This is a genomic window from Lysinibacillus sp. HST-98 (assembly GCF_016757845.1).
GTDB classification, from domain to species: domain Bacteria; phylum Bacillota; class Bacilli; order Bacillales_A; family Planococcaceae; genus Lysinibacillus; species Lysinibacillus capsici.
Map to the genome: position 1 here is coordinate 365,738 of NZ_JAENHX010000002.1, position 19,270 is coordinate 385,007.

A 19,270-nucleotide genomic window follows, 5' to 3' on the forward strand; every position below is an offset into this window, starting at 1 on the left:
AAGATACCTACTTGCCGCTTCCTTTTGTTAGCAAATCTAAGTAGATATTTTCCATTAAGCGGAACAAAAGGGCATCCATATAAATATTGTAAACATTACATATTTTCATATAGTTGGAACATTGGTAAGAATATAGCCGCAACGATGACTCCTACAACTAGAGCCAGTACTACAATCATTAAAGGCTCAATGAGTGACTTCATGGTATCGACAGCACGGTTTACTTCCTCTTCATAAAAATCAGCGATCTTTTCGAGCATGTAATCCAAGGACCCTGTTTTCTCGCCAATTGAGGTCATTTGTGTAACGAGTGGTGGAAATAGCCAGCTTTTTTCAAGTGGCTCTGATAATGTGCCACCCTTTTCTAAATTATCGCGCGCTTCCAGTACCACTTTACCCATTACCGGATTACCACCAACCTTTTCGACTATTGTTAAGGCTTGTAAGATTGGTACGGAGCTGCTAAAGAGTGTTGACAAGGTTCTTGTCATTCTCGCGATAATATCCTTTTGCAAAAGCTGTCCAAAGATTGGCATACGCAGTAAAAATACATTGACGGCATAATGAAACTCTTTATTATTTTTATAGAAATAGTGAAGGCCCACTACTAATACCAAAAGCCCTAAAATCACAAAGTACCAAAACTGAATGAGCCAATCACTAATACCCACTACAATGACCGTTATTAACGGCATTTCCAAATTCATTTCTTTAAATGCATCCATAAAGGTTGGCACAATAAACACCATTAAAAACATACCAACCACTAGTGTTAAAAGCGATAAAATCGCTGGATAGGTCATGGCAGATTGAATTTTTTTCTTAATGTTGTATTGCTTCTCTAGTGTGCTTGCAAGACGATCTAATGTATCGTCGACGTTCCCTGTAGCCTCACCAGCACGCATCATATTGACAAATAGCAATGGGAACACTTTTGGGTGTTTGCCTGCTGCATCTGAAAATGCCATACCATTTCGAATATCCTCTTCAACCTGCATCAATGCTCGCTTTAGTGGTTTACTCCGTGTTTGCTCACCCAAAATATGGGTCGCTTCAACAACGGGAACGCCAGCACGAATTAATGTCGCATATTGTCGACAATAAATAACAAATTCCTGGTGCTTTACTTTTGTTCCAAAAGCAATATCTTTATGTAAAATGCTATTTGACTCCTGAAGTTCTCGTGCATTAATTCCTTGTGCTCGAAGCTTTTCCATGGCTACCTTTTTATTCGGTGCCTCGATAATGCCCTTTTTAGGTGCTCCTGTTTTGGTCCGACCACTATAACGAAATATCGTCAACTATAATCACCAGCGTTCATATATGGTCTTGCATCCTCTAGTGAAATCTTACCTGTGGTAATTAGGTGTTGCATGGAATACTCCAATGTGTGCATACCCAATGCTTTACTTGTCTGCATCACACTTGGAATTTGGTGAATTTTTTCGTTACGAATTAAATTAGAAATAGCAGGTGCCTGTACTAAAATTTCTGTCGCAGCAATACGCCCTTTTACATCCTTACGTACAAATAAACGCTGAGAAACAATACCTTGTAGTACATTCGCAAGCTGCACACGAATTTGACTCTGCTGATGCGGTGGAAATACATCGATAATACGGTCGATCGTCGTTGGTGCACTACTTGTATGCAGTGTAGCCATTACTAAATGCCCTGTTTCAGCAGCCGTAATAGCCGTTGAAATGGTTTCATAATCTCGCATCTCCCCAACTAAAATAATATCTGGGTCTTGACGTAATGATGCACGTAAACCATTGGCAAAGCTCATTGTATCGACACCAATCTCACGTTGATTGATGACAGACTTCTTATGTGTATGCAAATATTCAATTGGATCCTCTAACGTAATAATATGTTTAGATCTTGTTTCATTGATGTGATCTATCATTGCTGCCAAGGTAGTTGATTTCCCTGAGCCTGTTGGGCCAGTTACTAAAATTAAGCCTTGTGGTTTTTCCGCAAGCTTATATAACACCTGTGGCATATTGAGTGCTTCAATAGAAGGAATTTTAGCCTCAATTAAACGAGCTGCAATCGTCACTTCATTTCGCTGATGGTATGCATTGACACGGAATCGACATTTCCCAGGCAATGAAAAGTTAAAGTCCGTTTCTCCCTTATCCTCAAATTCCTGTTGTTTATGGACAGGAAGAATGACCTTTACCATTGCCTTCAAATCCTCTGTTTCAAGTGGGATTGTGCCATAATGCTCTAGTTGCCCATGGATACGATATACTGGTGGAATACCTTTTGTTAAATGAAGATCAGATGCTTTTTCTTCAAATGCACGTGTTAATAATTCAACGATTGAATATGCTGTCATTTTTTTCACCCCTAGTCTGCACTTGCAACACGTAATATTTCTGAAGTGGTTGTTTGGCCTGCTACAACCTTTTGTAATCCATCCACTAATAGGGTATGGTAGCCTTTTTCTTTCATATAATCACGGAGGACGCGATCACCAACACGATTTAAAATCATATCCTTTATTTGGCGATCAACAGGGAGGATTTCATGAATCGCCATACGTCCTCTGTAGCCTGTTTGATTGCAGGCAGGACATCCACGCCCTTTTTTACCATGTGTTACGCCTTCCACCCCATTCTCCTCAAGTATTTCTAGTTCACGAGAAGTGAATATATATGGTTCAGCACAATCACGACAAACTTTTCGTACAAGACGTTGCGCCATGATTCCTACAAGGGAAGAGGATAATAAAAATGGCTCGATCCCCATGTCATGGAGCCGTGAGATAGATTCGATAGCACTGTTAGTATGCAGTGTACTTAATACTAAATGGCCTGTTAGTGAAGCACGGATAGCAATTTGAGCTGTTTCAAGATCACGAATTTCCCCTACCATTACAATGTCGGGGTCCTGTCGTAAAATTGAGCGTAACCCTACCGCAAATGTTAAGCCGACTTCCTCTTTTACTTGAATCTGATTGATACCATCTAACTGATATTCCACTGGGTCCTCAACCGTAATTATGTTGACGCCTTCTTCATTTAAATGAGAAAGGGCCGCATATAACGTAGAGGACTTACCTGAGCCTGTTGGTCCAGTAATCAGCATCATACCGTTTGGATGGGCTATCATTTTCCTGAAAAGTGCTTCATTACTTGCACTAAAGCCTAATTTATCAATATCATTGGCTGAATTAGTTAAATCTAAAATACGCATAACTACCTTTTCACCATAAACTGTTGGTAGGGTAGCTAAACGGATATCGACAGGTCTAAAATTAACATTGGTTTTAATACGTCCATCCTGCGGAATACGATTTTCTGTAATATTTAAATTCCCCATAATTTTAATACGCGCCAATACGACGTTTTGCATGTGCTTTGGCAAGGATCGCTCAGTACGTAGCACACCATCTACCCGATAGCGGACACGAAGCTCTGTTTCTTGCGGATCAAAATGGATATCACTAGCGCGCTGTGCGACACCATTCGCAATAATTTGATTCACTAAACGAACAATAGGTGAATCCTCATTCTCTATTTCCTCTTGTGTTTCCGTACTTGTGGCAGCCAAATCCAACATGGCCGCATCCATTGATTCCTGTAAATCATAGTATTTTGTTATCGTCCGATATAAATCATCTTTTGCCGCAATACTTGTCTCGATTTGACAGCCTGTCGTCATACGAACTTCCTCAATGGCGAAATAATCCATTGGGTCTTCCATTGCAATAAACAATTTATTTTTTTCTTTGCGAATCGGCATAATATTTGTCCGCTTTGCCAGCTCCGCTGGAATTAGCTGTAATAATTCGGGACTAATTGAAAACTGATTCAAGCTGATATGAGGGATACCAAGCTGGAATTCTAAGACTTCAATAAGCTGCTGCTCTGTTAAGAAATTTTCTTTGATAAGGAAATCTCCAAGCTTCTCATTTTTCATCTTAGTAGTTAATGCGTACTCAAGCTGGTCAGCTGTGATAACACCTGATTCCACCAGTAAATCCCCTAAACGTTTACGCCCTGGCTTCATTGCCATAAACATACCTCCAATCGTTATGGACTTGTTTGTACAAAATTACCACCCTTATCATAGTAGCCATAGACAATTTCTGGTCCATCTTCTTGCTTTGTTTCCTCTGATTTTGAAGGCTTCACATCAGGCAAGCCATTACCATCTAAATCCACTTCTAAATCAGGATCTGATGCACCCGCCCCTACGTTCTGAGTAGGCGTTGTGATAATAACAGGCTCCTGCGAAGAACGCGTAACAATTCGATTTTGAGGTGCATAATAATCTCTACTAATGAATTGTTCTTCTGTTGCACCGTTCTCTAAAATGGAACGATATACTTCCACTCTTGAACCCTCTTTCCCCTCTTGCTCCACTCTTTCTTGTCCAGCCTTTAACTCCTTCGAATAGCGATAAATAATGCGTGGCTTTACAATTTTATCCTTACTAACACGTACTGTGATGTCCTTGTCTTTCGCGGCTGCAAAAACTTCTATCTTTAATTGATTACCCTCTATAGATGCTTTCAGTTTACCGAGCTGCTCAGACCGATTAATAAATTGTAAGTCTTTTGCTAATGCTGTATTGATATCTGCCTCAATTCCCTGTTGCAAATAGCTTGGATTTATTTCCTGAGAGTGTCTTTCTAAAATTTCGTAATCCGTTTGAAGAATTACACTATATAGCATTGATGCCACAAAATCTAAACCTGCATCATTGACAACCCCAGCCTGTTCACCTAAAAGTGTAAGCAACGAGATGGATTGATTTGGAACTAGATTTACATCATTTAATAACGGAATGATTTTTGCTACTCCTTGACTATTTGCTGGTAGCTCGGCAATCTGAAAGGCAATCCTTTCCCCGGTTTGCATGGAACCTTCATTGATAACGGCTTCGACCTTATGCTCCTTCAAATAGCTGGCTTGTAAGATTAGTTTCTGGAGTGTTTTATCTGTATCCCAAACACCTGCTTCATCTATTTGCTGCGTAATCGCTTCATTGACGGTAACAGGAATGGGAATATGAACTACTTTTTCTTTTTGCCAAAAAGCATACCAAGGCTTTTTAGTCAGCATTTCGTACTGAGCAATAGCTGCTGATGGATCAAAAACAAATTGTTTCGAGTCAATGGTTTTGGCTATACCATCACTAACAATTTCCATTTCGGCACCTTGCCATTCTGAAATTGCATTTTGTAGCGTAGTTGCTAAATCTACTGTTTTCACATCATGGATCTTAATACCCCCAATGGTTGAAGATTTAGGACCTTCTTTAGCAAAAACTGTGTCATTTAGCACAAATGATGGAACAAAAAATCCCACAACTAGAACAATTACCAAAAACAAGCTAATTATTTTTATGTATGTTTTCATCCACATCATCCTTTATTTAACTTAGTGGTTTTCTATTTATATACAAATCATACTACAACTATGGTATTCTGGCACTACTAAAATGCAACTTTGTTCCGATTTTGACTAGATATTTTACACGAAAATTAAAAAATAATTCAATGATTAGTCACAAAGAACTACAAATAACCTTAAATTCCATTCGATACATATTTAGAATTTGTTATAATAGCCTTAATCGACTATTATCATTCATTATCTTTTTGAATTTACTTACATATTTAAGAAATTTTTATTTTATAATAAATTGAAGCCAACTATATCTTTAGCATTAAAAATATTTATAATATTTAGGAGGTTTTACATACCTTATATGAAATCTATGTTTATGAACATCAAATGATGAAAGATTTGTTAGTGGTAAATTTATTGATAAAGCGTTGCTCCATGAAGTCCACATTAACCTTGAAGTGGACAAAGACATTGTAAAATAAATTAATACAACAAAATAAAGCTAAATATAGACGTACAAAATATTTTTCGGTTACTCAACATAACCCAAGCTATTGATATATCAATAGTAATATAGGGAGGGAATTGATTTTGATAAAATATCTTAAAAATAATCAAGGCATGACTTTGATCGAAGTTGTTGCCGCCCTTTTAATAATAGGCATTGTGTTAATTTCATTTTTTGGCTTGCTTGTTCAATCAAATAAGACAACACACAAATCAAATGATATTATGGATGCTACTTATGCCGCACAAGTAAAGATGGAGGAGATTTATAATACGTCTGGTGGAGCTGTTACTTATGAAGATTTAGCAGGTGGCTATGAATTAGATGAAGAGAATGCTAAAACGACCTCATCTTCTCTACCCACTAACCAAGTGTATAAATATCTACCACACGAAGAAGATCGTTTTACTTACTATTTAATATTAGAAACATTTCCTGCAGATACCGCTTATAAAAATGCGGTTTATGTACATCTAGAAGTTATTGAAAACAGTACAAATAGTAAAGCAACAATGGAAAATGTGTATATACTTGGGGGGGCAAAATAAGATGAAATGGCTCCGAAATAGCAAAGGTCTTACATTATTTGAAGTACTCACAGTCGTTGTTATTCTTGCCATCGTATCCATGCTGAGTATTAGTATCGTAACATCTGCTACAAAGCAACAACTCGAGCAAAGTACTCATAATCGTGATATTAAGGATTTATCCTTTGCATTAAAAGTAATTACGAAGGATTTTCGAAAAAGTGATAACCTGATAACAGAATCTGATGATACAACAGACCCTCCGACAGAATTACACACCTTACTGTTAGGTGAGGAAGTTGTATCAACTTATAGATTAGAAAATAATCAAATTATTCGCAATTCAAATGGTAGAGAAGAAGCCATTGCATATAAAATATCTTCATTTACGATCAGTGGAGGGACTATTGAAATTAGAAGTGAAGATGGTCAAACAGCAGCAACAGATATTACTCAAAGGAGAGGAAAATAATGAGTAAACAAATGAAAAATCAACGAGGTTCAGCACTTGCCCTTGCATTATTTTTAGTTGTGATTATCTCCATTCTTGGTATTTCTTTACTCAGTGTCTCTTCTAACAGTCTAAAACAAGTAGACTACGAGAGAAAAGATCAGGCTGTCTTTTATATTGCTGAGGCGGGGATGAGTTTAGCGAAATTAGAAGTAAAAAAAGAATTAACAGAAATTCAAAGTAGGTCCTATCAGCAAATTACGCAATGGATTGATAGGGAAAATACAAGAAGAAAAAGCGCTCGACCTCAGCTTCCACGTTTAAAAAAGGCTGAGGCTGAAGCTGAATACAGAAGAATTTTAAATAGTGAATTTAAAGCTCTTAAAAATGCCCCTTCTATACTAGAATCACATGCCATTTCGACAGGAAAAGTGGCTTCCATTACATTAGATACTGAATTACCAGCAGATGGAACACGATTGCCGTATCGAATTAATATTGTATCAAAGGGCAGCATTGATGGCGCCAAAGAACGTGAGGTAACGCAAGAAATCGAAATTGAACCTCGTCTTCCGTTTTCGGAGGACGATGACAGTGGTGATGGCACTGGTGAAAATAATAATGAACAACCACCTGGTAGCTTCCCTGATGGCTATGCCTCCATTGTTTCAGGAAATATCTCCATTACAGAGGGTGGTTCTGTTACAGGAAATGTAAGTTTACAAAACGGTACATTTACCCTTAAAGGTGGAGCAAAAGTTAATGGAGATATAAGTTTAGAAAATCCAAATAATATAATTGCGGATCACTGGCTTTCGTATACTACCGTCCCGAAGCTGAATATTGATCCGAAAAGTTATCTACCCGCAACATTTTTTCCAGATGATAAGTTTTTAGCTGCAAACAATATATCTTATGCATCTAAACAAACAATAGGAGATCAATGGAATCCGTATGATGTTATTGACAATCAAGGAAACTATAACGCTCCCCATACATGGAGAGATCCAAAATATACGTTAAACCTTTCTACAGGATCTTCAAGTATTAAGTTTAGAAATTTCACTGTGGCTACAGGGAATGATTTCACAATTGATGTAGGAGATAAAGAGGTTGATATTTATATAGATAATTTAAATATTAAAAACGGGAAAATTTTTATTAAAGGGAACGGGAAGCTAAATATATATGCAAAAAATATAAGTAATTTCATTGGCCCCTTCAACCAAAATGGGAATCCATCTCAATTAAATATTTATCATCAAGGATCATCTACAATAAATCTTAATGCTAACTCAAAAATAGCTGGATCTATTATAAATAAAAGCTCAAACATGGTTTTAACATCAGGAGCTGCTATCTACGGAAATATTATTTCAGGAGGTAGAAGCATAGAAATTAGTGGAGGCATGCAAACTAATGGGCAATATATAATTGCACCGAATGCCACTATTAATTTGAAAGGAGGGGGAAATATTACAGGTATTGTAGTTGCAAATAATATATCCTCAAGTGGAGGTACTAGTATCACTTATGGAGGACCTGCTACCCCTCTACCTCCAGGTGTTGTACCTGAAACAGAAACATCAGATTACCCTACTCCAAACGTAAAAGATAATCTTTTCTGGACTGAGGAAACAAGTATGATTGAAAATTAATGCGACATACAAAACAGCCATGAGAATTTTTTGCATGGCTGTTTTTCGTCTTACTTAATTTCATAAGCAAAACTTTTTTGTTAGTAATTGCTTAGATGATACTTGTTAATTGTTCTGAGCTGAGGAACTAATAGCAAAAATGTCAAAGCGCTGTTTAAACTACGCTTTGACATTTTTATTGTTACCATTTACTGATACCTATACACACTAACTTTATTCATTTTTCCTCAACAATCTACCCGACAACAGCATCCCAATACCACCAATGGTAATAAATAGAACAGCTCGAATTAATAAATCAAGGGCAGATAAGTCAAAGAAAATTAGCTTAATAAATGCGATAACTAAAATAATAAAGCCTGTTGTGCGCAATGTTTTTAAATGTTGTGTGGAACTAATCCATAGTGAAACACTAGCTGTTAAGAATAATGTAATAGTTGTAAGGGCGATACTTAGCTTCCAATCAAGGGCGTTGTTAAACGTGAACTGATGGATCAGCCCCCATATCGAAATCATCGTGAGCACGATCCCCGTACTTACAATGGCGTCCACATATTTCCCCAGACGGTCCTCATACAATCGATAAATAATTCCTTTTACAAGCACATCAGCGACAACCGCTACAATCACTGCTATATAAATTAATCTAGTGATACTGTTTAAGCTTTCCAACATTGTCACTTTAGTGCTAATCATCAAGGAGACTAGTAGGAAAAATGCGCCAAGTACTGGCGTTAAAGCACGTCCTTTGTAAGTTTCCTCTACAAATAAAGAACCAGTAAATAAGGCAGCTAATACGATACACACCATATATGGAATGCCATTTGTGGCTGTAAAGTATACGGCATCTAGCTTGCTAATATAGGCTAAGAAATAGCCAGCTGTGACCACTGCTAAAATATCGATTACGTACAAATCCTTCATGACCTTTTCAAAAGGTGAAAGTGTCTCTTTTGGACGTCTTGCATATAAATAAATAATGATGAAATAGATGATTGGCATAAATAAGCTTAAATGATCGATGCTGAAAAATGGATTGGGTTCATGGAAAACAAAGTTTAGTGTAAATGTCATCACAAGGGAAAGTGAAGTAACGACCTTCATCATACTTGCACGTATTCGTAAGCTCATCATCACGCCTGCAAATGCAATCAACGGATACAATAAATCATCCACTTTATTCGGAATATTCAATAGAAGTATCATATTACAGAAGGTGATAAAGACGAGTGTCACAGCACTATCCAGTACCTCCTGCCATTTTTGACGATAGCTATAAAACGCTACAGCGCCAAATAAAGCCATTAAAATGAGGAGTAGCATTTCTCCATTTTCTAGAGTACGAATGATTAGGTTCAACAGTAATAAACTAAATGAGCCTAAAGAAAATTGGAGTCCAATGTGAAGTGGCTTCCATTTGGATTGTGCGTTATACAGTAAACACCATATTGCATAAAAGATTCCTAGAATCACAAGTAAGCCAAGTGCAAAAACTACTTGCTGATCACTATTCATAAATGCTACAACACTCACTGCTAGCACTGAAAAGAATGTGGCAATATAAAGGGCTAGTTTTTGCTTGTGCTGATAAATAACTAATTGCAATGCAGCAAACAATACGACTACAAATAATAAGATAATGACAGCACTAAAATCCATATATTCTAGTAAGTAAGGTAGTAATAATGATGTAAAGGCAACAAAAACAGTTAGTGCTTCATTTTTCTTCAAATAGCTAATGGCAATACCATAACCAATATAAAGCAGCGTAATGCCTAGTGCTGGGATAAGACCAATGATTTCATACAATATGGCACTCGCTGCGGTTGTTAAAATACCAACAATAAATGCCCCACCATATAAAGAAATCGTTATAGCCGATGAACCTACTTTCCTACGCTCTAGTACATAGGCAATAACCGCCAATCCCACCGATAGTACATAGGCAAGGATGATTTTCACGCCATCCGATAAATAGCCATAGTCACTGACAAGTTTTAGACCCCAAAGTACGCCCATTACTAAAATAACCATGAATACTTTTGGAAGTGCCCACATAACACGTTCCTCCATCGATGGCTGTGGTTGCACTTCTTTTTCCGCTACTTTAGTCGGGATAGGCTTCGGCTCCCGTACTGGTTTTGGTTTAATTGGTTCTGATTGCTTGATCATCGACTGTCTGGCATCAAGAGTATTAATTTTTTCAGTGCTTTGCGAACCTTTTAATACTGACAACTCCTGACGTAAATCTGCCATTTCCTCCTCGAGCTTCGCAATTCTGCGCTCCAATTCAAGGGACATTCAATCATCCTCCCCACTTTATCAATTTTCTAACATTATAACATATTTATCCTTATTGTAAAATTACACTTTTCGTTTATTTTATCTCGGTCTCCGATACATTAAGGCACGTTCACTATCACTAGTACCCCGTGTGGTTGGATCGACAATGACCCCCATTAACACAAGAATGGATAAGACTGTATTTAAAATAGCTGATATTTGCTCACTCATCACACCTGTAAAATCATAGCCAAAAATTGCAGCCATTTGTTGTGCGAGTAAGAGCAACAATGAAAATAGCCCTAGTAGAAATGGAATATGTTGAAGACGAACCTTCCAATTAATTCTCATAAAAGCTCACCTCCCCCCCTCTTGCCACAGTATATGCATAGTGGTTATGTGACACATATGCAAAAATGGAATTCTCGCCAAGTTACTAGTATTTTTTAATAATATTTTGTGATGCAAACTATTTTCAAACATACAAAGTGAAGGAAGCTTTTTCCTTCCATGATTTCTTTATAAAAAATGATGTTTAAGATTCCTCTAAAATTTTTATGGAAGGAGGAATCTTGAATGAAACAATATGGTTATACCCGTGTTTCCAGCAGGAATCAAAATATTGACCGACTGGGAAGAAATTATGAGGAGATTTTAGCACAATGGCGTTATTTAACCACGGTGAAACAAATTGATGGATTTTACGTGATTGGCTACCCATCAGCCGGTACAGGGGATTAAAGGAAAGTTTTTAGCTGATTTGGTCTTGCAGGTGTTATCCTAGGTGGCACAGATTGAAAGGGAACAGATTTCCCAAAGACAAATGGAGGGCATACAGGAAGCTAAGAAAAAAGGCATCTGTTATGGCAGACTGCCTAAGCAATATCCCGAAAACTTTTTACAAGTGGCAAGGTTATGGGAGCAGGAAAGCATTAGTCTTCGGGAAGGGGTTGAGAAATTGCATGTCAGCCATTCAACGTTTTCAAGATGGTTGACACAACATCATTTTAAGTAAGGTCGTTACGGCGCAAAAAAAGAACAAGAGAGGCATTTTCTTGTTCTTTTTTGTACGTGATTCCTTTGTCTGGAAGTTGAAGCATTGTTCTATTTTTGTTCATGAATCCGATCCTTTGTTCTCTTCTTCCCTTCCCTTGTGATCCTGGGGATAGGGATGTGTTTTTTGAAATTGAAGAGGTGTAAGTCCCGTATGTTTTTTGAAGGCTTTTGTAAAATGAGAGAGATCATAAAAGTGTAATTCTTTCGCAACGGTACAAGGCGGTATTTGAATCATCAGTAAATATTTCGCCATAATCATTTTTTGTTTTTTAATATATTCTCCAATACTGATACCAACTTCCTTTTTGAAACAACGTCGTAATTGAGCGTTGGATATAAATAAATGTTTTTCGATATCCGCAAGCTGTAAAGGATCGTAGATATGCATGTTGATATACTGGATCACCCGACGGATAAGCAAAGAATAAGAGTTCATCGATATTTCATGTAGCAGTTCCGTAAAATAGACGATTGCACCATCCCGTATGGTCAATACACTCATTACCTGCGTTTGTTTTTCGATTTCTTGTATATAGTAATCTCTCAAGGATAAACATTTCATAATGTCCACACCCATTTGAATCGCAAACCAGGAGATTTTTTCCATAAGAATAATACAGTAGTTTTTTTCATTGCGGATGTCATTGGTTTCTGGAATAGGAAGAATCCCTAAAGGTGTTTGACGGACTAATTTATGTAATTGTGCAGGATCTCCTTTTGCCATTGTTTCCATAAGCTGGTGTTCTAAATGGAATAATGTTGTATATGATGTTAAAACGTCTTTTGATAAAGGATGATTGAATTTCTCTAATTTCTGTTTTTGAACTTTTGTGAGAAGCTGAATGTATTTTACATAATATTTTTCTAACTGCAAGGAAAATAAATGATCAATGATAACAAGCAAATCTCTGAACTGCTCCGAAGAAAATACGGGAAGCTGTTCGAGATAGCCTTGCATGGAAGAAGGACTGATTTCTATTGTATTTTTCGGAATACTCTGACTATTCAGTATAGGCCCCATGGAAACAAACAGCTCCTGTAACGGAAAGATGAAAAACACCTCATTGAATTTTCCATACTGTATGGAGAGTTTGTGTTTTTTATTGAATGTCAAAGACAAAGGATAAGGGGGCAGTTTCGGAGGTTTTAATTCCTCAAAGAATAAAACGGTTCCATTCTTTTCATAGATGGTAATAGAAAAAATAAAGCGATTATTTACACTTTTTAATTTTTGTATGTTTTCCATAGAAAGTGCCACACTTTCTTCCCCCTCCCTTTCTTTTATGACATCACGGTCATTTTCTGTTTCCATTCTTTAATAGAATTATAGTATAAAAGATTTTTCTGGTTTGTCAAATGCTCACAAGGCTAAAAATCAAGACCCAATTTAGAGCATTCATCAAAGTATATAGCGATATATTGTTGTATAATTAGTTCTTTTTCATCATATTTTGTCATGAAACGTAAATTTCTATATTAAAATAAAAAATATCCTGATTATATTGTATAAAACCTCTAACTAGAAAGGAGGTTTTTGAGTTTTTTATATTGAGTAAATTGTTGTAACAAAAAGCATACGTTGTATTACAGAATTTTACAGTTTATTGAGGCTATATGCAATACAATGGGGATATCAAGCAAATATATAATAGGAGAGAAGCTTAGAGATGAATTACAAGTATAGAGGGAAAAAGAATACACTTCTTTATGAAGAAGATCGAAAACCAAAGTACGGTTTGAAAAAATTGAGTATTGGTATTGTGTCTTGCTTCTTAGGATGTGCCATTTACTTTGGAGCAGGTATTACGGTTAATGCCCAAGAACCTACTTCATCAGTTCCAACAGAAGTCTCTAGTACAGCTGATACCACAAATGTTAGTGAGGAAACGCCAACGAATGACGAAGAATTAACGGTTAATGAAACTCTGAATAATGGAGAAAATCAGCCACAGCCTAATAGTGAAACTGTAGAAAAAAATGATTCTACTGAGGTGAGTGAAGAAAATGCACCGTCTGAAACAGTTGTGCCAGAAAACAATTCAGAAGTAAATGAAGAACCTTCAACAAATGTTGTGGAAGAACCTTCAACGAATGTTGTGGAAGAACCTTCAACAAATGTTGTGGAAGAACCTTCAACGAATGTTGTGGAAGAACCTTCAACGAATGTTGTGGAAGAACCTTCAACAAATGTTGTGGAAGAACGTAGTGATGAAACTGTTACTCAGCCTACAGAAGAAGCGGAAACCGCTGCAGAACATAACATCGGACGTAACGATAACTCCGGAACCTATGCTCGTCAAATCCACTGGGTTGACTTTAGCGGTTTTACAAACCTTGATGCAAACGGTAGTTTAACAACTGACTCAGTCTTGGTAACTACACTTAAGGACGGTTATGAATTGACCATTAAGGTCAAACAATTGGCACCATTTGTCACTTCAAAGTCCTATGCTGAAATGCTTGCAAAATACAATGCTGCTAATGGCACCTCTTACACGCTTCCTGAAGGTATTGAGAACACTGTCAATATAACTGGCGCTGATTCTGGTGTTGGACCATCACAATTTGACATGAGAAACAAACCAACAAAGGTTCCTCAAGTAAATGAAGATGGAACTGTTACTTATGTTGAAGGTAGTATTCCGTTCGGCTATAACGTTTTACAAGGGGCTGACTACGCTATTGAGGATATCGATGGTAAATATGTTATTGCTAAAACACCAAATTCTGACCAAATTAATGCTGGTGTAACCCTAGAGTTAAGTGCGACTTATTTGGGTAAACCTGCTCCAGTTAATCTCATTGCAACTGACGGAGAAGAAGTTCGTTATAATGAATTTATCGCTATGGTCACAGACGGTACACCTTGGAGTTTATTGGATATTTCAGGCGCTACAGAATTTGCCAACGTTGATGGAGAGGTACTTGATATTTCAGGACAACTTGTCCATGACCGAACAACCGATACCGATAAGTTCCGTCTTTGGGCAGATACCAAACAAAAAGAATTTACCTCTTATTTGCGTTATCTCAATGCAACCAATGCTGATGGGGACATCATTGCCAACTATAAGGAAATGGGTTACTGGGATGTCCTAAACAACACCACCTTCGGTAATGAAGACATTGTAGCCTATTATGCAGAAAAAATTGCAGAAACGGAAGCAGCAATTGCGAATCCTAATAGTGTAGGAGAACTCGATGAGTTGAACGCAGTATTGGCTGCGTATAAAAAACTTCATTCTGCTGCTGTCGTCGGAGCTGGTACTCAAACCGTTGGTAACTATTCAGAAGTACAACACTATGGAAACCCACTCTGGCTATCTAATAATGTCCGTGAGTTCTCCTTCTACTGGAACTCACCTGCCCAACAAAATATGCGTTTTGGTTTTATCTTCCACGATGAAGGTGATGCACCGATATCATACGGTACAGCACTCCACGTTATTCCAGCTTCAAAGACGGCTGCTAAACCTTACTTAGGAACAGTTGAGCCAGACCTCAATATGATTAAAAATAGCGAAGCTGATCCATATGCTGGAGATGATTTAGAGAATCATGCTGACGAGGGCGAAGTGCAATTAGTGGGTGTTGGCAATACGTATGTTATCCATGATGGTTCTACAATAAATTACTCCTTAGATATTATTGCCAATAACGACAATAAAGATTCCACAGCAACAGCCTATGTCTATGGTTGGATTGACTTTAACAACGACGGGGTCTTCTCTGATGATGAAAAATCTAGCCTCGGGGTTGTTACAGGACAAAACCAAAACATCACCTTGACTTGGTCTGGTGATAATGTCAGAGTCACGGATACAGACATTAGCAAGCTGGCTACTCGTATCCGTATTTCAACCGACTCCCTATCTATTTTGGAAGCAACAGGTAGTGCACCTGACGGTGAGGTCGAAGACTTCCAAATTGACGTTGTTCATCCACCAAAAGGTTCTAAAGAAATCACTGTTGGTTACAAGGGTGAAACCCAAACAGCAACAGTTAGCTTTGAAGCTTTTGGTCAGGTAGCTAGAACTGAGACAACTAACGTCATTGATACTGCTGAGGCTTCCTATATCGTTGATAGCAACGGGCAACCCGTTACCCTGGATGCAGAAGGCTATTATGTTGTCCCTAGTGAGGGTAAATATAAGATTACTGACAATGGTACTGATGTTGCTGTTGAATTTGTTCCAGAGGCTGACTTTGTTGGTAAGGCAGAAGGTATCACGATCCGTCGTGCTGACCTGAATGGTAAGACAACTGGTTGGACTGATGAGACAGATGGAAATGTTTCAGAACAAACCAATACAATGGACGGACGCTATATTCCAGTTGTTAAGACTAGAGGTGAAGTCCTTGTTCATTATGTCAATGAAAAAGACGAACCTATCAAAGAGGATTATACTGACACTAACTTAGTTGATCTTATTGATGATAATGGTGATCCTGTTACAGTTCAATACGATACAGCTCAAGATGACACAGAAAAACCACAAACAATCATCAAGGACGGTAAAACTTATGCTTTTGCACAAGTGAAGGAAGGTGATGTAGAGTCAGGTGATGTCGTTGAAGGCACAACAGAAGTGACTTACATCTATCGTCTTGTAACAGGTAATGTCATCGTTAACTACTATGCTCTCGATGCCGATGGTAAAGAGATTTTAGATGTTAATGGCAATAAACTGACTATCAAACCAACAAATCCTGTTATCGATAATGGTGATGTTGATGCTCCATATGATACAACAACTGAAGATATCAAGGTTCCAGAAATCGAGTACAATGGTGTGACCTACCGTCTGGTTAAAAATGATGGTGATGATGAAAAGGGTAAAGTGGAAGGTGATCAGCAGAAAGCTGTTAACTACTACTACGCCCCAGTTGTTGGTGAAGTTATCGTTCATTACCAAGATGAAAATGGTAACCCAATCGCTCCTGATAAGATTGACACTCCAGCGAAAACACCAGTTGGTACAGCGTACGACACATCTGATAACAAACCAACCCATATCGTAACTGAAGATGGTCGCACTTATGAGCTTATTCCAACTAAGACAGTTGGAGACGAAACAGGTAAAGTTGTAGAAGGCACAACAAACGTGACATATGTTTATCGTGAGGTTAAGGATGATAAGCCAGTTGTACCAACTATTCCAACTTCACCAGAAACACCAAACAATATTGACACTCCAGCGAAAACACCAGTTGGTACAGCCGACACACCTGTTAACAAACCAACCCGTATCGTAACTGAAGATGTTCGCACTTATGAGCTTGTTCCAACTAAGACAGTTGGAGACGAAACAGGTGAAGTTGTAGAAGGCACAACAAACGTGACATACGTTTATCATGAGGTTAAGGGTGATAAGCCAAAGGATGCTAAGCCAGTTGTACCAACTATTCCAACTTCACCAGAAACACCAAACAAATCTGGTTCACCAACAACTCACACAGCGCAAGGAACACCAGATGTTTCTAGAGTACTTCCACAAACAAATGGTGATACAACTAATATGACAAGTATACTCGGTGGTTTGGCATTAAGCCTTGGCTCATTATTAGCTTTATTTAAAGAGAAACGTAGAAAACAGAAACATTCATGCTGATTTAGAGATCTCAAAGAAATCCAAATAGTTAAATATATGAAAAATGCCAAGTCCATTTAAGACTTGGCATTTTAGTTAGAAGAGTAGGTGACCAACCAATGCAGCGATTGGAAGAGAAATAAGCGTACGTAGTATAAATAAGACGACTAAATCCAAAAACTTCAATGGAATTTTTGTACCTAAAATAAGTCCACCTACCTCAGACATATAGATCAGCTGTGACACAGAAACAACTGCAATAACAAATCTAGTAACATCCGATTCAATTCCTGCACCTAAAATAGAAGGTAGAAACATATCGGCAAAGCCTACGACCATAGTTTGCGCTGCTTCAGCCGCTTCAGGCAAGCCAAGGACAGTTAAAATTGGCTCAAACGGTTTTCCTAAAATCACAAAAATACTTGTAAATTCAGCAAGCATTAAGGCAATTGTCCCAAAAGCCATAACGATAGGGGCCACACCCACCCATAAATCAATTACATTTCTAGAGCCATCTTTGAAAAATTGTCGAGGATCACGATTTGCATGCGCAATAGCAAGTGCATTCTCTAAGCCATGTGAGACAGAATTATAGCCCTCTGGTAATTTCTCACGTGAATAATCTACTGGTGTCCCATCTATATACGTATCTTCTTTTTTCGCAAGTGGATAGATTCGAGGCATAATAATGGCTAATACAATTCCACAAAGGACTACTGTCAAATAATAAGGAATAAAATAGCGTGCCAAATGCACAGTATCCAACACAACGATACAGAATGTGATGGACACTACGGAGAAACTTGTGGCAATAATCGCAGCTTCTTTTTTTGTATAGTTCCCCATCTCATATTGTTTACTGGTCATTAACACACCTATTGTGCCATCACCAACCCATGACGTAAGAGCATCAATTGAAGAACGTCCTGGACTTTTAAACAGTGGCCGCATAATTTTCACCATCATTGTCCCGAAAAATTCAAGTAAACCGAAGTTTGTTAAAAATGGTAAAAGGAAACCTGCAAACAAAAAAATGGTAAATAAAAACGTCACAAGCCCCTCATTTGGATCCATGAGGAGTCCACCTGTCTTTTCATTAGTGATGGCAGAAGGTCCAAAATTGAAGACCACCATTGAAGCAAAGGCTAAACCGATAAAACGAGTGATTGTCCAAAACCAATTAACATAAAACAATGAATCTAAAATACTAGGTTCTTTAGCATTTTTACGAGGGATAAATTTCGCTATCAGTGCACCAATCGCAGAGATGGCAAACATTCCAATTGTAAAATAGCTAATGATTGGAGCCACAATCCCCGCTAAAACATTGGCTAGTATGGCAATGGGCACTTTCCAGCCCTCTTCTGTTAAAAGGGGGGTCATAAATAGAAAGATACCAATTAAAGAAGGAATAATGAAGTAAAAATAGGTAGCAACAGAATACTTTTTCATTTTTTCTAAAACCTCATCTCTTTTTATCTCAATAATTTATGTATTTTGCATTACAACAATTAAAATAGTGTTTATAAGAAACATTTATTTATCCATCGTTGTACTACTATACAAGCAAGCAAATATGTTGTGTTCATTCACTATCTCATCCCTCCTTCTGTTATAGGACTATTTTAAAAGCTTTGAAGTATTGAGCATTAAATAGAATAACACTCACATTATTCATGTTTTTATACCATAAACGTGTTATAAAACTATTGTAAACGCTACAACATATTTGGTTCAACCTCACAATATTCTGAATATTTATTCATTCTTAAATATAGAAAAGCCTAACTTCTTAATTCGAAATTAGACTCCTTTGATTTAGCTAGCAAT

14 protein-coding genes are annotated in these 19,270 nt (G+C 37.5%); 6 read left to right on the forward strand and 8 right to left on the reverse strand.

Annotated features, from left to right (window positions below; genetic code table 11):
• Positions 1 to 95 precede the first annotated feature (95 nt).
• Genes JIN86_RS07500 through JIN86_RS07515 form a run of 4 tightly spaced genes read right to left on the reverse strand, consistent with a single transcriptional unit; the run spans position 96 to position 5,375 of the window.
• The gene (locus JIN86_RS07500; RefSeq protein WP_202341609.1) at positions 96 to 1,301 is read right to left on the reverse strand and encodes a type II secretion system F family protein; all 1,206 of its coding nucleotides are present in this window, start codon (positions 1,299 to 1,301) and stop codon (positions 96 to 98) included.
• Positions 1,298 to 2,344: a type IV pilus twitching motility protein PilT gene (locus JIN86_RS07505; protein WP_048391346.1), complete on the reverse strand. Its 1,047-nt coding sequence runs from the start codon at positions 2,342 to 2,344 to the stop codon at positions 1,298 to 1,300. The genes JIN86_RS07500 and JIN86_RS07505 overlap by 4 nt, the downstream gene beginning before the upstream one ends.
• Positions 2,345 to 2,355: 11 nt before the next feature.
• Positions 2,356 to 4,026, reverse strand: a complete 1,671-nt coding sequence (locus tag JIN86_RS07510) for a GspE/PulE family protein (RefSeq protein WP_369823970.1) — start codon at positions 4,024 to 4,026, stop codon at positions 2,356 to 2,358.
• Positions 4,027 to 4,043: 17 nt separating this feature from the next.
• The gene (locus JIN86_RS07515) at positions 4,044 to 5,375 is read right to left on the reverse strand and encodes a G5 domain-containing protein (protein WP_202341610.1); all 1,332 of its coding nucleotides are present in this window, start codon (positions 5,373 to 5,375) and stop codon (positions 4,044 to 4,046) included.
• 582 nt (positions 5,376 to 5,957) lie between these two features.
• Between JIN86_RS07515 and JIN86_RS07520 the strand changes: the two genes are divergently transcribed.
• The 3 genes from JIN86_RS07520 to JIN86_RS07530 are packed head-to-tail and all read left to right on the forward strand — an operon-like array spanning position 5,958 to position 8,510.
• Positions 5,958 to 6,422: a type IV pilus modification PilV family protein gene (locus tag JIN86_RS07520; RefSeq protein ID WP_004232100.1), complete on the forward strand. Its 465-nt coding sequence runs from the start codon at positions 5,958 to 5,960 to the stop codon at positions 6,420 to 6,422.
• A gap of 1 nt (position 6,423) precedes the next feature.
• A complete protein-coding gene (locus tag JIN86_RS07525; RefSeq protein WP_004232099.1) occupies positions 6,424 to 6,873 on the forward strand; it encodes a PulJ/GspJ family protein in 450 nt (149 codons plus the stop codon).
• Positions 6,873 to 8,510: a hypothetical protein gene (locus tag JIN86_RS07530; protein ID WP_004232097.1), complete on the forward strand. Its 1,638-nt coding sequence runs from the start codon at positions 6,873 to 6,875 to the stop codon at positions 8,508 to 8,510. Before JIN86_RS07525 ends, JIN86_RS07530 begins: the two co-directional genes overlap by 1 nt.
• Positions 8,511 to 8,723: 213 nt before the next feature.
• Here the strand turns inward: JIN86_RS07530 and JIN86_RS07535 are convergent, their stop codons facing one another.
• Both JIN86_RS07535 and JIN86_RS07540 read right to left on the reverse strand, forming a co-directional pair.
• Entirely contained in the window at positions 8,724 to 10,811 is a 2,088-nt protein-coding gene (locus JIN86_RS07535) for a DUF2339 domain-containing protein (protein ID WP_202341611.1), read from the reverse strand.
• An 81-nt stretch (positions 10,812 to 10,892) separates the two neighbouring features.
• Positions 10,893 to 11,144 (reverse strand): phage holin, encoded by a 252-nt coding sequence (locus JIN86_RS07540; RefSeq protein WP_004232094.1) that lies wholly within the window; start codon positions 11,142 to 11,144, stop codon positions 10,893 to 10,895.
• Between the two features lie 225 nt (positions 11,145 to 11,369).
• On the opposite strand from JIN86_RS07540, the gene JIN86_RS07545 reads away from it, so the two are divergent.
• Positions 11,370 to 11,534 (forward strand): hypothetical protein, encoded by a 165-nt coding sequence (locus JIN86_RS07545; RefSeq protein WP_004232093.1) that lies wholly within the window; start codon positions 11,370 to 11,372, stop codon positions 11,532 to 11,534.
• Positions 11,535 to 11,577: 43 nt separating this feature from the next.
• A complete protein-coding gene (locus tag JIN86_RS07550; RefSeq protein ID WP_202341612.1) occupies positions 11,578 to 11,808 on the forward strand; it encodes a recombinase family protein in 231 nt (76 codons plus the stop codon).
• A gap of 99 nt (positions 11,809 to 11,907) precedes the next feature.
• Here the strand turns inward: JIN86_RS07550 and JIN86_RS07555 are convergent, their stop codons facing one another.
• Positions 11,908 to 13,161 carry a YSIRK-targeted surface antigen transcriptional regulator gene (locus JIN86_RS07555; protein ID WP_237497163.1) on the reverse strand — a complete coding sequence of 418 codons (1,254 nt, stop codon included), beginning with the start codon at positions 13,159 to 13,161 and terminating at the stop codon, positions 11,908 to 11,910.
• A gap of 355 nt (positions 13,162 to 13,516) precedes the next feature.
• On the opposite strand from JIN86_RS07555, the gene JIN86_RS07560 reads away from it, so the two are divergent.
• Positions 13,517 to 17,461 (forward strand): GEVED domain-containing protein, encoded by a 3,945-nt coding sequence (locus tag JIN86_RS07560; RefSeq protein WP_202341613.1) that lies wholly within the window; start codon positions 13,517 to 13,519, stop codon positions 17,459 to 17,461.
• Positions 17,462 to 17,536: 75 nt separating this feature from the next.
• Here the strand turns inward: JIN86_RS07560 and JIN86_RS07565 are convergent, their stop codons facing one another.
• A complete protein-coding gene (locus JIN86_RS07565; protein ID WP_202341614.1) occupies positions 17,537 to 18,892 on the reverse strand; it encodes a YjiH family protein in 1,356 nt (451 codons plus the stop codon).
• Positions 18,893 to 19,270 lie beyond the last annotated feature (378 nt).